Source organism: Agrobacterium sp. GD03872, assembly GCF_029840625.1.
Lineage (GTDB): Bacteria > Pseudomonadota > Alphaproteobacteria > Rhizobiales > Rhizobiaceae > Agrobacterium > Agrobacterium fabrum_A.
Genome location: NZ_JAOCCY010000001.1, coordinates 230577 through 243962, shown reverse-complemented (window position 1 = coordinate 243962; position 13386 = coordinate 230577). Strand labels below are relative to the sequence as shown.

At 60.0% G+C, this 13386-nt stretch carries 13 protein-coding genes; 7 read left to right on the top strand and 6 right to left on the bottom strand.

The window, feature by feature from the left end; translation table 11 throughout:
* Window positions 1-10: 10 nt before the first annotated feature.
* From N5D22_RS01090 to N5D22_RS01080, 3 genes are all read left to right on the top strand, one after another.
* Entirely contained in the window at window positions 11-1096 is a 1086-nt protein-coding gene (locus tag N5D22_RS01090) for a 5-(carboxyamino)imidazole ribonucleotide synthase (RefSeq protein WP_279655855.1), read from the top strand.
* A gap of 139 nt (window positions 1097-1235) precedes the next feature.
* Window positions 1236-1361: a type B 50S ribosomal protein L36 gene (ykgO, locus tag N5D22_RS01085; protein ID WP_003497670.1), complete on the top strand. Its 126-nt coding sequence runs from the start codon at window positions 1236-1238 to the stop codon at window positions 1359-1361.
* 101 nt (window positions 1362-1462) lie between these two features.
* Window positions 1463-2083 (top strand): hypothetical protein, encoded by a 621-nt coding sequence (locus N5D22_RS01080; RefSeq protein ID WP_279655699.1) that lies wholly within the window; start codon window positions 1463-1465, stop codon window positions 2081-2083.
* Between the two features lie 69 nt (window positions 2084-2152).
* On the opposite strand, the gene N5D22_RS01075 is transcribed toward N5D22_RS01080, so the two are convergent.
* The 3 genes from N5D22_RS01075 to N5D22_RS01065 form a co-directional block, all read right to left on the bottom strand.
* On the bottom strand, window positions 2153-2410 hold the full coding sequence (locus N5D22_RS01075; protein WP_020812069.1) for a DUF2312 domain-containing protein: 258 nt from the start codon (window positions 2408-2410) through the stop codon (window positions 2153-2155).
* A gap of 146 nt (window positions 2411-2556) precedes the next feature.
* Window positions 2557-2862, bottom strand: a complete 306-nt coding sequence (locus N5D22_RS01070; protein WP_279655697.1) for a DUF1244 domain-containing protein — start codon at window positions 2860-2862, stop codon at window positions 2557-2559.
* 15 nt (window positions 2863-2877) lie between these two features.
* Entirely contained in the window at window positions 2878-3666 is a 789-nt protein-coding gene (locus N5D22_RS01065) for an N-formylglutamate amidohydrolase (RefSeq protein WP_279655696.1), read from the bottom strand.
* A 195-nt stretch (window positions 3667-3861) separates the two neighbouring features.
* Here N5D22_RS01065 and N5D22_RS01060 point away from each other — a divergent pair, with 195 nt between their 5' ends.
* Both N5D22_RS01060 and pyk read left to right on the top strand, forming a co-directional pair.
* Window positions 3862-4344: a DUF1036 domain-containing protein gene (locus tag N5D22_RS01060; RefSeq protein ID WP_279655695.1), complete on the top strand. Its 483-nt coding sequence runs from the start codon at window positions 3862-3864 to the stop codon at window positions 4342-4344.
* Window positions 4344-5783, top strand: coding sequence for a pyruvate kinase (pyk, locus tag N5D22_RS01055; protein WP_279655694.1), 1440 nt, complete (start codon window positions 4344-4346; stop codon window positions 5781-5783). Before N5D22_RS01060 ends, pyk begins: the two co-directional genes overlap by 1 nt.
* Window positions 5784-5863: 80 nt before the next feature.
* On the opposite strand, the gene N5D22_RS01050 is transcribed toward pyk, so the two are convergent.
* Together N5D22_RS01050 and N5D22_RS01045 are read right to left on the bottom strand one after the other, a co-directional pair.
* Window positions 5864-7774, bottom strand: a complete 1911-nt coding sequence (locus N5D22_RS01050) for a DUF882 domain-containing protein (RefSeq protein WP_279655693.1) — start codon at window positions 7772-7774, stop codon at window positions 5864-5866.
* Between the two features lie 175 nt (window positions 7775-7949).
* Window positions 7950-9494: a sigma-54 dependent transcriptional regulator gene (locus tag N5D22_RS01045; protein WP_279655691.1), complete on the bottom strand. Its 1545-nt coding sequence runs from the start codon at window positions 9492-9494 to the stop codon at window positions 7950-7952.
* Between the two features lie 169 nt (window positions 9495-9663).
* Between N5D22_RS01045 and N5D22_RS01040 the strand changes: the two genes are divergently transcribed.
* On the top strand, window positions 9664-11514 hold the full coding sequence (locus N5D22_RS01040) for a M3 family oligoendopeptidase (RefSeq protein ID WP_279655690.1): 1851 nt from the start codon (window positions 9664-9666) through the stop codon (window positions 11512-11514).
* A gap of 99 nt (window positions 11515-11613) precedes the next feature.
* Complete coding sequence (locus N5D22_RS01035) at window positions 11614-12249, top strand: aminotransferase class IV family protein (RefSeq protein ID WP_279655689.1); 636 nt, start codon at window positions 11614-11616, stop codon at window positions 12247-12249.
* Here N5D22_RS01035 and N5D22_RS01030 read toward each other — a convergent pair.
* Complete coding sequence (locus N5D22_RS01030; RefSeq protein WP_279655688.1) at window positions 12246-13154, bottom strand: GGDEF domain-containing protein; 909 nt, start codon at window positions 13152-13154, stop codon at window positions 12246-12248. The two genes, N5D22_RS01035 and N5D22_RS01030, sit on opposite strands and share 4 nt — an antisense overlap.
* Window positions 13155-13386: the final 232 nt, after the last annotated feature.

The window sequence follows — 13386 nt, the reverse complement described above, 5'->3', positions numbered from 1 at the left end:
GACAGAAGTGATGGCAAAGACGAGCAACCTGACCATCGGCATCATCGGCGGCGGGCAGCTCGGCCGCATGCTGGCGATGGCCGCCGCGCGCCTCAACCACCGTACCATCGTACTGGAGCCGCAGGCCGATTGTCCGGCTGCGCAGGCCTGCAACGACCAGATCGTGGCGGAATATGACGACGAAAAAGCCCTTGCCGAACTCGCAGGCCGCTGCGATGTCGTGACCTACGAATTCGAAAACGTGCCTGTCGTCGCCGCCGAAAAGCTCAGCCTCTCCGTTGCCGTCTATCCGCCGCCGCAGGCGCTCAGCGCCTCGCAGGATCGGCTGACGGAAAAGCGCTTCCTCAACGATTGCGGCATTCCGACCGCCGATTTCCGCGCGGTGGGTAGCCAGGAAGAGCTGGAGGCCGCATTGGCCGCCTTCGGCGGCAAGGGCGTGCTGAAAACCCGCCGCATGGGTTACGATGGCAAGGGCCAGCGCCTTTTCCGCGGTGGGGAAGACCTCGCAGGCGCCTTTTCGGCGCTTGGCGGCGTGCCGCTGATTCTCGAGAGCTTCGTTGCCTTCGAGCGGGAAATTTCGATCATCGCCGCCCGCTTCAAAGACGGGACCGTTACCTGCTACGATCCGGCCGAGAATGTCCATCTGAACGGCATTCTGCACACATCAACCGTTCCGGCAGCGCTCTCCAATGCCGCGAAGGCGGTCGCCGTGGAGTCGGCAGAGAAGCTTCTGGCCGCGCTCGATTATGTCGGCGTCATCGGCATCGAGTTCTTCGTCCTGCCTGATGGCTCGCTGGTTGCCAATGAAATGGCGCCGCGCGTCCATAATACCGGCCACTGGACGGAGGCGGCCTGCGTGATCTCGCAATTCGAGCAGCATATCCGGGCCGTATCGGGCCTTACTCCCGGCAGCACGGATCGCCATTCGGATTGCATCATGACCAACCTCGTCGGCGACGACATCGACGATGTGCCGGCATGGCTGTCGAAAAAAGACTGTCTCGTGCATCTCTACGGCAAGACCGAAGCACGGCCGGGCCGCAAGATGGGCCATGTGACCGAGCTTTTCCGCACAGGGAAAACCTCAGTCTTTTAAGGCAAAGACACCGGCAAGTGTTGACAGGCAGGGCTCAAACGGGTATCTGCCTGCCAACCGAAAAGAGCGCGCCCCGTTGCGCGCTTTTGATTGTTTGAATAAGCACGGCAGAAACCGTGCAAAACTGCGGACCAGTAAAATGAAGATCAAGAATTCGCTTAAAGCGCTTAAGGCCCGTCATCGCGATAACCGCCTGGTTCGCCGCAAGGGCCGCGTCTACATCATCAACAAGCAGAACCCGCGCTTCAAGGCTCGTCAGGGCTGATTGACTGCGACTGCGGTTCGCGATCAAGCTCGCGGATCACTTTGTTGACAGAGCAGAAGTTTGCATTTGATATTGGGCGCAGTCGGGTTAAGCTTTAGCCCATGCGCCCAAATCGTTTTTGCACGGCTATCATCCTCGCCCAGGGCTTCCTGTTTTCGAGCCTCCCGCTTCCGGGAATGCTTGCCATTGCTCATGCGGCGGATGGTCAACCGCCTGCTGTCGCGGACTCCGCGCCTTCACCCGCCAAGACGATCGACACGCTTTTCGCCTCGCTGAAAAAAGAACGAAATGCGGTCAAGGCGCGCAGCATCGCCAACCAGATCGCCTCCGAATGGAATGATTCCGGCAGCGCCACAATCAATCTGCTGATGCAATGGGCGGGCGAAGCCGCCGACGAAAAGCGCAACGCCGCCGCTTACGATTTTCTCGACCAGGTCATCCTGCTCGATCCTCATTATGTGCAGGCGCCCTATCGCCGCGCCATGGTGCATTTCGCCGATGGCGACACCCGCAAGGCGATGGCGGATATCAACCTGACGCTGGAAAGGGAGCCGCGCTATTTCCCGGCGCTGGCAAGCCTTGCCAACATCCTCGAAGCCTCGGGCCGCGACGAGCTGGCGCTGAAGGCCTGGGAACAGTATCTGGCGCTTTACCCCGCCGACAAGGACGCTCGCAAGGAAGCCGTCGACCTTTCAGAAAAGCTGGCCGGCACGCGCGGCTGAGTTCGACGAAGGCCCAAACAAAAATCGCCGCAAAAGCGGCGATTTTTCATTGAGGCGTTTCCCAGCCAATCATTCCATGCCGAGCGCTGCCATATAGGTCTGGAGAATCGTTTCTTCCTCGATGCGCTCGTTGGCATCCTTCTTGCGCAGGCGGATGATGGTGCGGATCGCCTTGGTGTCGTAACCACGACCCTTCGCCTCGCCCATGACATCCTTGATGTCACCCTGAATGGCGGCCTTTTCTTCTTCGAGGCGCTCAACGCGCTCGATGAACTGACGCAGTTCCGCGGCGGCGACGGTTTCGGTGGTGCTGGTATCGTCCATCATATCATCCTTTATTGATGGCCCGCATGCGAGCCTTGTTCATCATTCCGGGCGAAGCCTTCGCCGGTCGCTGCCAGCGGGCAGCAAAATTCAGGCCTGTGAACTGCCCACTGAAAGGCGTCCCGTCAAGTCGTTTCCGTCGATCGGGATTATTCCCTGGGCCTGTTCTGCTCAAAGGCGGCTTTCTGGGCATCACTCGCCTCCGCCTGATATTTTTCCTTCCAGTCCTCATAGGGCATCCCGTAGATGATTTCCCGGGACTGTTCCTTGCTGAGCGGAACACCGGCCTCCTCGGCCGCTTCCCGATACCAGTTGGAGAGGCAGTTGCGGCAAAAGCCGGCAAAATTCATCAGGTCGATGTTCTGCACATCGTGACGTTCGCGCAGGTGCTTGACGAGGCGGCGGAATGCGGCCGCCTCGAACTCGATCTGCCTGTTATCGTTCTCTTTCGTCATGGCAAAACTCCAGGCTCAATAGGGGCCGGTGCGGGAGGCGAACAGCTGATATTCATGCAGGACGGGATCGTCGTTCATTGCGGCGAAAATGGGAGCGAGCCGGTCCGACCATTCGGCGATCCCCTCTTCATTCGCGATCAGATCCTGCCGCACCTCGAGAAGCGCATGCGGTATGCCCTTCATCATGCAATGACGATACATGGTATCGCCCTTCAACGCACCGTCATAGGGCTCGTTGTCGCCAACGAGGATGTCGCCCGTGGCGCGCAGATGCGCCAGAAGCGGATCGACCGCGCGATGATCCGTGTCCCACAGAACCGCCGCATGCCAGGGCCGCGGCGTTTCCTTCCAGAACGGCGTGTAGGAATGCAGCGACAGGACCAGCGGCGCTTCTTCCGATGCTTCGGCCACGCCGGTCAGCACATGGTCCACGGCATTGTGATAGGGCCGGTGAAAAATCTCGATCCGTCTTTGCCATTCCTCGTCCGAGATCGGATGGTTGCCGGGGATGATCGCCCCGTCCGAAATCTTCATGATAAGGGTCGGATCGTCCTCACCGCGATTCGGATCGATGAGAAGCCGCGAAAATCGGCCCAGCACCGCCGGCACGCCAAGGCGCGCGGCAAGCGAGCGCGTCAGCCCTTCGATACCGATATCAAATGCGATATGGCGATGAAAAGCGGTTTGCGGAAGGCCAAGTTTGCCGTAGTGTGCCGGCAGAAGGTTCATGGCATGGTCCGCCAGAAGAACCATGCCTTTGTCATAATCGCCTTCTATGATTTCATAGGGTATGAAGTCGTTCATCGATGATTTTCTGGGGCAGGATTGAGGAGAGAAGCTTGATGGCATGGCTTGAGGCCGGGCGCAAGTTGCGGCGAAAGAACAGCCATCTACCCTATCGCACTCACGATCCCACGAACAATATAATCGATTAAACTCGCGTTGACTTTCTTGGGCGGCCACGCCAAGAAGTGTGTTCATTATAACCATGGAATCCGGATGGAAGCCGTGACTCAGTCATCTCTCGCTCTTCCTCGCCACTTCAGGCATCTTGCCCGTCTTTTTTCCGTAGCGGCACTGTTTTTGACCCCGTTCATGATCGCGGCGCCCGCGCATGCGGATTTTCGCGTGTGCAACAGCACGCAAAACCTTGTGGGGGTCGCCATCGGCTACCGGGCACAGGATGGCTGGGTCAGCGAAGGCTGGTGGCAGGTCCCCTCCTCGACCTGCGCGACGCTGATCGAGGGTGAGCTGCAGTCACGTTATTATTATCTCTATGCCGAGGATGCCGCCCATGGCGGCCGCTGGACCGGTGACGTCAACATGTGCGTGGCGCAAAACGAGTTCAAGATCAACGGCGTGGACGATTGTTTTGCCCGTAGCTTCCAGAGAATGGGTTTCAAGGAATATGACACGGGCAGACAGGGCAGCTGGATGGTCCAGCTTTCCGATACGCCAGGCACACAGGGAAATCAAAACTGATGAAGCGTAACCGCAAAGTCAAAATTCTTGCAACTCTCGGCCCGGCCTCTTCCGAAGAGGCCATGATCGAGAAGCTGCATCTTGCCGGCGCAGATCTCTTCCGGATCAACATGAGCCATGCGAGCCACGACGTGATGCGGACGCTCATTCAGCGCATCCGTTCGGTCGAGAGCCGCAACGGCCGCCCCATCGGCATTCTGGCCGACCTGCAGGGTCCCAAGCTGCGCGTCGGAAAATTTGCCGAAGGCAAGGTCGAGCTCGTTCCGGGCCAGACCTTCACGCTGGACAATAACGACACGCCCGGTGACAACACCCGCGTTTTCCTTCCCCATCCCGAAATTCTCGAGGCGGTCAAGCCCGGCCATCGCCTGCTGATCGATGACGGCAAGCTGCATCTGCGCGCTGAAAAGAGCGACGGCAAGAGCATCGTCACAACAGTCATTTCCGGCACCCGCATTTCCGACCGCAAGGGCATCAGCCTGCCTGATACGCTGCTCGGCGTCGGCGTTCTGACCGACAAGGACCGCGTCGATCTCGATGCCGTTCTCGCAACCGGCGAAGTCGACTGGGTGGCGCTTTCCTTCGTCCAGCGTCCGGAAGACCTTGCGGAAGTTCGCAAGATCGCACGCGGCCGCGTCGGCCTGATGTCCAAGATCGAAAAGCCGCAGGCCGTCGAGCGCATCGAGGAAATCATCGAGCTTTCGGACGCCTTGATGGTTGCCCGCGGCGACCTCGGCGTCGAAATGCCGCTGGAAGCGGTTCCCGGCATCCAGAAGCAGCTGACCCGCGCCTGCCGCCGCGCCGGCAAGCCGGTCGTCGTCGCCACGCAGATGCTGGAATCGATGATAACGGCGCCCGTACCGACCCGCGCCGAAGTCTCCGACGTCGCAACCGCCGTCTTCGAAGGCGCTGACGCCATCATGCTGTCGGCTGAATCCGCCTCTGGCGACTACCCGGTGGAAGCGGTTTCCACCATGGCCTCCATTGCCAGCACCGTGGAGCAGGACCCCTATTATTCCAATATCATCTATGCGCAGCGCGCCCAGCCGGAACCGACAGGTGCCGACGCCATTTCGCTTGCCGCCCGCCAGATCGCCGAAACGCTGAAGCTTGCGGCAATCGTCACCTATACCTCCTCGGGCACGACCGGCCTGCGCGCCGCGCGCGAACGGCCGCAGGTTCCGATCATTGCGCTGTCGCCGATCATCCAGACCGCACGCCGCCTGTCGGTCGTCTGGGGCCTGCACTGCGTCGTCACCGGCGATGCCAGCGACCTCGACGACATGGTGAACCGTGCTTGTCGCATCGTTGTTTCCGAAGGTTTCGGCAAGCCGGGCGATCGCATCATCATTTCCGCAGGCGTGCCTCTCGGCACCCCCGGCGCAACCAATATGGTACGCATCGCCTATATCGGCTCGGACGGCCAGAGCGGCGTCTAAAGCCGCAATATCCCGCATAAAAAACCCGCCGGTAACGGCGGGTTTTTTGTTGGCTTCTCGACCGTCTTATGAAAGCAGGCTCAGTGCATCTTTACAGGTGTGCTGAAACGGCTGGATTCGATGGCCACTGCACCGGGCTTGAAGCTCGCCGAGGTGGCGGAAGCCGACATATCGTTGCTGAGCATACGGTTGGCGACAACACGCGGCGCCTTTACCGAGCGTCCGGTCGCGCCCTTGTTCTGGTTGAGCGCCCAATCTGAAATAAGGTCCTGCGTCAGGCGTCCACCGCCCACCATGGCCTGCTGGGAAACGGCCGCATCCTGCTTGCTCGGGCGGGAACCCTTGGTCGGCATGCCGGCGCTGAGGCCGCCATTGATGGCGGGCTTCAGATCGAAAGCATCACCGAAGCCAGCCTGCGGTTCGGCCTTGGCCGTTTCGGCGGGCGCGACGGTGACCTTGTGATTGACGGCTGCCGGGAATGGCGCAGCTGTCGGCACGGCAGCGGACTGGACCTGCGACCGGGCCGCCTGACCACTCTGTTCAAGAGCGGCAACCACCGTCGGCGAAAGCGTATCCTGCTGCGCCTCGGCGAGATCGTCTTCGCCTTCGGGATCGGCATTGGCAGCGGCCAGCAGGGCTTCCGCCACGGCCGGACGGTTGGCGGGAACCGGAACGGAAGCAAGCTCGCCGGTCGCGGCCGGTGTCGCACCATCTGCAGACGCCGTCAGGATAGATCCTTCCGCATCACCCCTCATGCCGCGCGGGCCAAGAAGGGTGGGCACGGGCACGGAGACCTCGGCGAGATCAGCAAATTGCTGGCGCTCGGCCGGCGCGGAAGCCGGAGTCGGCGTGGTCGCCGCCTGCAGGGCGTCCTGCGCGGCATTGCGGGCCGGAGAATAAAGCGCCGTGGCAAGGCCGGTATTGGCAGGCGGCTGATTGCCGAATGCCGGACGAGCCGTCGGCAGCGGCGCATCGTTCACGCCTGGAAGCGCCTGTGCCGAAGCAACTGCAATCGTGGGTTCAGGCTCGGGAGCCGCCTGTTGCGGAGCCGCCGGGCGAGCGACCGCCGGACGTTCTGCGGGCTCCGGCGCTGCAATGCTATCGGGATCTTCATCCTCGTCGCCGCCACCGCCAAAGAGCGTCTGCAGCAGCGTCTTGCGCTTGCCGCCGCCACCGGATGAGGCAGGGCCTGCACCGGCGCTGGAAGCAACCTGAATGGATGACGAGCTGACGCGCTTCTTGTAATCGGCGAGCGCCTGCTCATAACCGGGGAGCGGCTTGCCGTCGGAAGGAAGATGCAGCGTATTGCCATTCGGGAAGATGCGAACGAGTTCCTGGCGGCTCATGCGCGGCCAGGCGCGAACACCGCCGACATCCATGTGCACGAAGGGAGAGCCGGAACTGGGATAAAAGCCAACGCCACCGATCTGCATCTGCATACCGATTTCGCGCAGGCGCGCAAGCTTCACGCCGGGAATATAAAAGTCCATGGCCTTGCCGAGCATGTGCTGGCTTTTTTCAGCAACGCCCTTGGTGCGCGAACGCAGCAGGCCATTGGTCTCGGGCGAACGGAAGGCCGAAACAACATTGATGTAATCGGTCGCGCCGCTGCGGCGATAGACTTCCCAGACAAGATCGAAAAGTCGCGGGTCCATCCGCGTCGGCTGGTTGCGGCGCCAGTCGCGCAGGAAGCGGTTCAGCTCCTGCAGGCCCTTCTGGTCGTATTTTCCATTGCGCTTGAAGGTGATGACCGCCTTCTCGCGTGTGTGGATATAATACAGTTTGAGGCTGCGCGTCTCGGCGGCGGCTTCCGTCGCCGAAACACCTACAAAAGGCATTGCGGCGAGCATCAGGCAGGCAAAGGTGACAGCGCGCGCCGACAGCTTCGTGCATATATCCTTGATCAAGCCGCGCGCGATCCTGGTCGAAAGCGCGTTATTCCGATGCAGATATGGCAATTCGATCCCCGCCTGGAAGACAATTTCTGTCACATTGCCTCAAATGAACGTCAAATACGGTGACACGATGGCAAAATTGCCACACACATACAACCTTCCTCTACATAGTGAATCAGCCACTAACAAGAGGTTTATAGACGGTAAGCGGATATCCTTGCTCAGAAGTTAACGAATCTGTGATCTGCCCTCGAATAAACGGTATGTGCCGTCAGGCGGCGTCTCGAAGGGGATCGTCGGGATCGATGCCATAATCCTTCAGCTTGCGATAAAGCGTCGAGCGGCCGATGCCGAGCTTTCTCGCGACCTGGCTCATCTGCCCGCGATAAAAACGAAGGGCGAAACGGATGAGCTCCTCCTCGATTTCGGCCAGTTTGCGGATATTGCCTGAATCGTCCATGCTGGAGATCAGGTTTCCTCCCCGGTAGATGGTGGTGGAAATATCCGATGGCTCCTCGACGATGGCATGGCTTTCGGCAGCCGGCGGCGGCGGCGAATAGGCCGCAAGCTTCAACGACGAACCGGATGGTGAACGGATGGCATCGTCCGCCTCATCACCACTCGAAAATTCCGGCAGCTGCAGCGCGATCTGCGGAAAATCCGAATCCGACAGCTCCTCGCCCTGCGACAGCACCACGGCGCGGAAGACGGCATTCTCGAGCTGGCGGATATTGCCCGGCCAGTCATAGGCCGTCAGCAGCGCCAGCGCGCTGGCATTGAGACCGACGGGATTGGGCAATTTCTGCTCAACCGAAAAGCGCTCGGCAAAAACCCGCGCCAGATGGGGAATATCCTCCTTGCGGCGGCGCAGCGCTGGAATGGTGATCGGAAAGACGTTAAGGCGATAATAAAGGTCTTCGCGGAAGCGGCCTTCCTTCACCTCTTCGATGAGGTTCTTGTTGGTGGCGGAAATCAGCCGCACATTGACCTTCTGCACCCGTGCGGAGCCGACGGTCTCGATTTCGCCCTGCTGCACGGCACGCAGCAGCTTCACCTGCACCTCAAGCGGCAGATCGCCGATTTCATCGAGGAACAGCGTGCCGCCATCCGCCTCCATGAATTTGCCGACATGTTTTTCCGTAGCACCGGTGAAGGCGCCCTTCTCGTGGCCGAAGAGAATGCTTTCCACCAGATTATGGGGAATGGCGCCGCAATTGACGGTTATGAAGGGCTTGTTCGCCCTGTCGCCTGCCGACTGGATGGCCCGGGCGACCATTTCCTTGCCCACGCCGGATTCGCCTTCCAGCACCACGGGAATGCTGGACTGGGCGGCGCGCTGCGCGAGTTCAATGACCCGCAGCATTGCAGGGCTGGCGGAAACGATATCGGTAAAATTCACTGCATTGCTCCGTCCGCGCCTGCCCGTGCGGGCCTTTGCCTCTCTCCTGTCGAGCTTCAGCGCATTGGAGATGGCGGCGCCGATCCTTTCCGGCGAGACCGGCTTCACAACGAAATCGAAGGCGCCGGCGCGCATGGCCTGCACGACGGTGTCGATGCCACCCTGTCCCGTCTGGACGATGACGGGAACATCGGTGCCGAGTTCGCCGACGGCCTTCAGAAAGGTAAGCCCGTCCATCTCCGGCATCATCAGATCGAGGACGATGACATTGATCTCGCCGCTATATTGCTTGAGCAGTTCCAGCCCCGCCTTGCCGTTTTCGGCGAGCAAGGCGATATGCCCATAACGTTCCACCGCATTTTTGAGCAGGCGGCGCTGGACGGGATCATCGTCTATCACGAGAACATGCGCGGTCATTTTTAGCTCCGGTTTCCGGTTTATGGACCTGCTTCATGCGGTCCCTTATTCCGCACTCTGGCATGGGAGACTTGAACATCCAGTTTTGAGAATTGCTTGCATTTTATCCATTGCCGCGGGAAACAGGGTCCCCATATGCTTCGCATGCATAACCAGAAGGACATGTTCGATGACCCTCGACCGCGCTACCCCGCAACCCGTCTTCTCGCTTGCCGAAACCTCCGCTCCGGCGCTTGGCGACCTACCCGCCTGGAAGCTCTCCGACCTCTATCCGTCGGGCGATTCGCCGGAATATAAAGGCGATCTCGAGAAGGCGGCGTCGATGGCGGCGGCTTTCGAGGCGAAATGGAAAGGCAGGCTTGAAACCGCCGCCAGGGCCACGGGCGAAAGAGGCATCGGCGCCGCGCTGAAGGAATATGAAGCGCTGGACGATCTTATCGGCCGCATAGGCTCCTTTGCCGGGCTCACCTATTTTTCCGATACATCCAACCCGGCAAACGGCAAGCTTTACGGCGATGCCCAGGCGAAGCTGACGGATATTTCCTCGCACCTCCTGTTCTTCACCCTCGAACTCAACCGCATCGACGACGCCGCGATGGACGCCTGCATGGCGAATGACGCCGTGGCGGGCCACTACCGCCCCTGGCTGGTGGATTTGCGCAAGGACAAACCGCACCAGCTCGATGACCAGCTGGAGCAGCTGTTCCTCGAAAAGTCGATGACCAGCGCGGCAGCCTTCAACCGCCTGTTCGACGAGACGATGGCCGACCTGCGTTTCGACATTGACGGCGCAAGCCTTCCCCTGGAAGTGACGCTCAATATGCTGCAGGAGCCGGAACCGGAAACGCGCAAGAAGGCGGCACAGGCGCTGAGCGCCACCTTCAAGGACAATCTGCGGGTCTTCACCCTCATCACCAACACGCTTGCGAAGGACAAGGACATCTCCGACCGCTGGCGCAAATTCGAAGACATCGCCGATAGCCGCCATCTGGCGAACCGTGTCGAGCTTGAAGTGGTCGATGCGCTGGCGGCGGCGGTCAAAAAGGCCTATCCGCGCCTTTCACATCGCTATTACGCCATGAAGGCGAAATGGCTCGGCATGGAGCAGATGAATTATTGGGACCGCAACGCGCCGCTTCCCGATACATCGAACACGGTCATTCCCTGGGATGAGGCAAAGGATACCGTGCTTTCGGCCTATGGCGATTTCGCCCCGGAGATGGCCGATATTGCCCGCCGCTTCTTCGATGAGGAGTGGATCGACGCCCCCGCCCGCCCCGGCAAGGCGCCCGGCGCCTTCGCGCATCCGACCGTGCCCTCGGCCCATCCTTATGTGCTGGTCAACTATCTCGGCAAACCGCGTGACGTGATGACGCTCGCCCATGAGCTTGGCCATGGCGTGCATCAGGTCCTGGCCGGCGAACAGGGCGCCCTGATGTGCGCCACGCCGCTGACGCTTGCCGAGACAGCCTCCGTCTTCGGGGAGATGCTGACCTTCCGCAAGCTGCTCGACGACACCAGGGACGTCAGGGAGCGCAAGGCCATGCTCGCCCGCAAGGTCGAAGACATGATCAATACGGTCGTGCGCCAGATCGCCTTTTACGAGTTCGAGCGCAAGCTGCACACAGCCCGCAAGGAGGGTGAGCTGACCTCGGAACAGATCGGCGAATTGTGGCTTTCCGTTCAGGCCGAAAGCCTCGGCCCGGCCATCCGGATTTCCGAAGGCTACGAGACATGGTGGACCTATATCCCCCATTTCATCCACTCGCCCTTTTATGTTTATGCCTATGCCTTCGGCGATTGCCTGGTGAACTCGCTCTATGCGGTTTACCAGAAGGCCGAGACGGGCTTCCAGGAGAAATATTTCGAGCTTCTGAAGGCGGGCGGAACCAAGCACCATTCGGAGCTTCTGAAACCCTTCGGCCTCGATGCGACCGATCCTTCCTTCTGGGACAAGGGGCTCTCGATGATCGAGGGGCTGATCGACGAGCTGGAAGAGCTGGACAAGAAACAGGCTTAATCTCTTCCGCCGGCAAAGCTATCCTATTTCGGACAAGCTTTGCCGGTTGATGTTGCCGGCGGAGATACCGGCAAACAATTGAGGCGACGAGCACAGGCCATGAAACGCAAACCCGCCGATCTGACCTTGAGGGAAACTTTGCGCTGGGAGCCGCAGACGGGCTTTCAGCGCATCGACCAGCATATGCGCCGATTGCTGCGCTCCGCCGACGCTCTTGGTTTTCGCGCGCCGGCCAATGCGGTTCAGGTGCTGGAAAAGAAGGTCGGCGGCGAAAAGCCGCTCTGTGTCAGGCTGGTCATGAACTACAAGGGCGAGCTCGATATCGAGGCGGTCGAATTCCATCCGTTGCAGGAAAATACCGTCTGGCGCGTCCGCATTGCAAAACAGATCACGCTCGATTCCGCTGATACCTTCTATCGCCACAAGTCCTCACGCCGCGAGCCCTATGATGCCGCCCGGGCCGAATTTTCAGCCGTAGAGGCCGACGAGGTGCTGCTGCTCAACGAGCGCGGCGAGTTGTGCGAGGGATCGTCGACCAGCATTTTCGTCGAAATGCCGGATGGGCAATTGCTGACACCGCCGCTCGACAGCGGCATTCTGCCAGGTGTGCTGCGCGCCGATCTGATCCGCGAACGCAGGGCGCGCGGACAGGCGCTGAAACCGGAAGACATCGCCGGCCGGAAACTCTTCGTCGGCAATTCGCTGCATGGGCTGATTGCGGCGGAACTCGTTTAAACCGTCACCGCCAGAAGCCGGTCGCGGCCTTTCTCCTTGGCCGCATAAAGGGCCTGATCGGCGCGCATGAAAACATCGTCGGCGCTTTCCGCCAGCCGATAGGGCGTCATGCCGGCCGAGCAGCTATAGGAGAACTCCGGAAATTCAGCGAGGGGTCTGGAAAGGCGCACCTTCTGCAGCAGCCGTTCAACGATTTCCCTACCTTCGGCAACCGAACTGCGCGGCAGGATGAGCATGAATTCCTCACCGCCGATCCTGCCGAAACAATCCACCCGACGGATGACGGAATGGGCGATGCCGACAAAATCGCGCAGCACCGCATCACCGCATTTATGGCCGAAACGGTCGTTGATCTGCTTGAAAAAATCGATGTCGAGCGTGCACAGGCAAAAGGGAGCTTCAAGCCCTCTTGAAACCCGCTCCACCTGCACGGCGAGCTTGGCAAAAACGAAGCGGCGGTTTGCCGTTCCCGTCAATTCATCCGTCTGCGAGGCGCGCACCGCCAGATCCCTGTCCTGCCGCAGGGTTCTGTAACCCTGGCGCAATTCGGTGATATCGCTTGCGACGCAGAGCATCCAGCCATCCTGCTGCACCGTCTCCGTCATCCAGAACCAGCGGCCGTCATAAAGATCCATCTCAAAGGCACGATAGGGCAGCTTGCCGCGCCGGGACTGCGCCGAAAGCAGCCATCCCTCGAAATCATTGTTGCGGATGACAACACCGGTGCGCAGCCGGTGGTTCAGCCGCATGATTTCCGTCCAGGTGAGGAGATCATCGGCGGCAAGCTGAAAGCTTTCCCGAAACGACGGGTTGGCATGGCGCAGCCGGTCCTCGGAATCGTAAAAGGCAATAAGAACGGGGGTAACACTCTGAAGCGCTGCGACGCGCGCTAAAAGATCATTCAACGGGGCAACTCCGCTGCGATGGCGAAAAACTCCTTTTCGTCATCCGGCCCCCACGCCTTTGGACGCATGAGCGAAAAGAAGAACTTAATTATAAACTCACTCTCTAAAATTCGAAGAGGCAGAAATCGTGGAAAGAAATGTGTGCACCCATCGCGACGTCAGCACCGTCATATGTCCGTCATCCACTGCCCTTTATTGTGGCACGCTTTTATGATCTAGCTTACTTATTGGC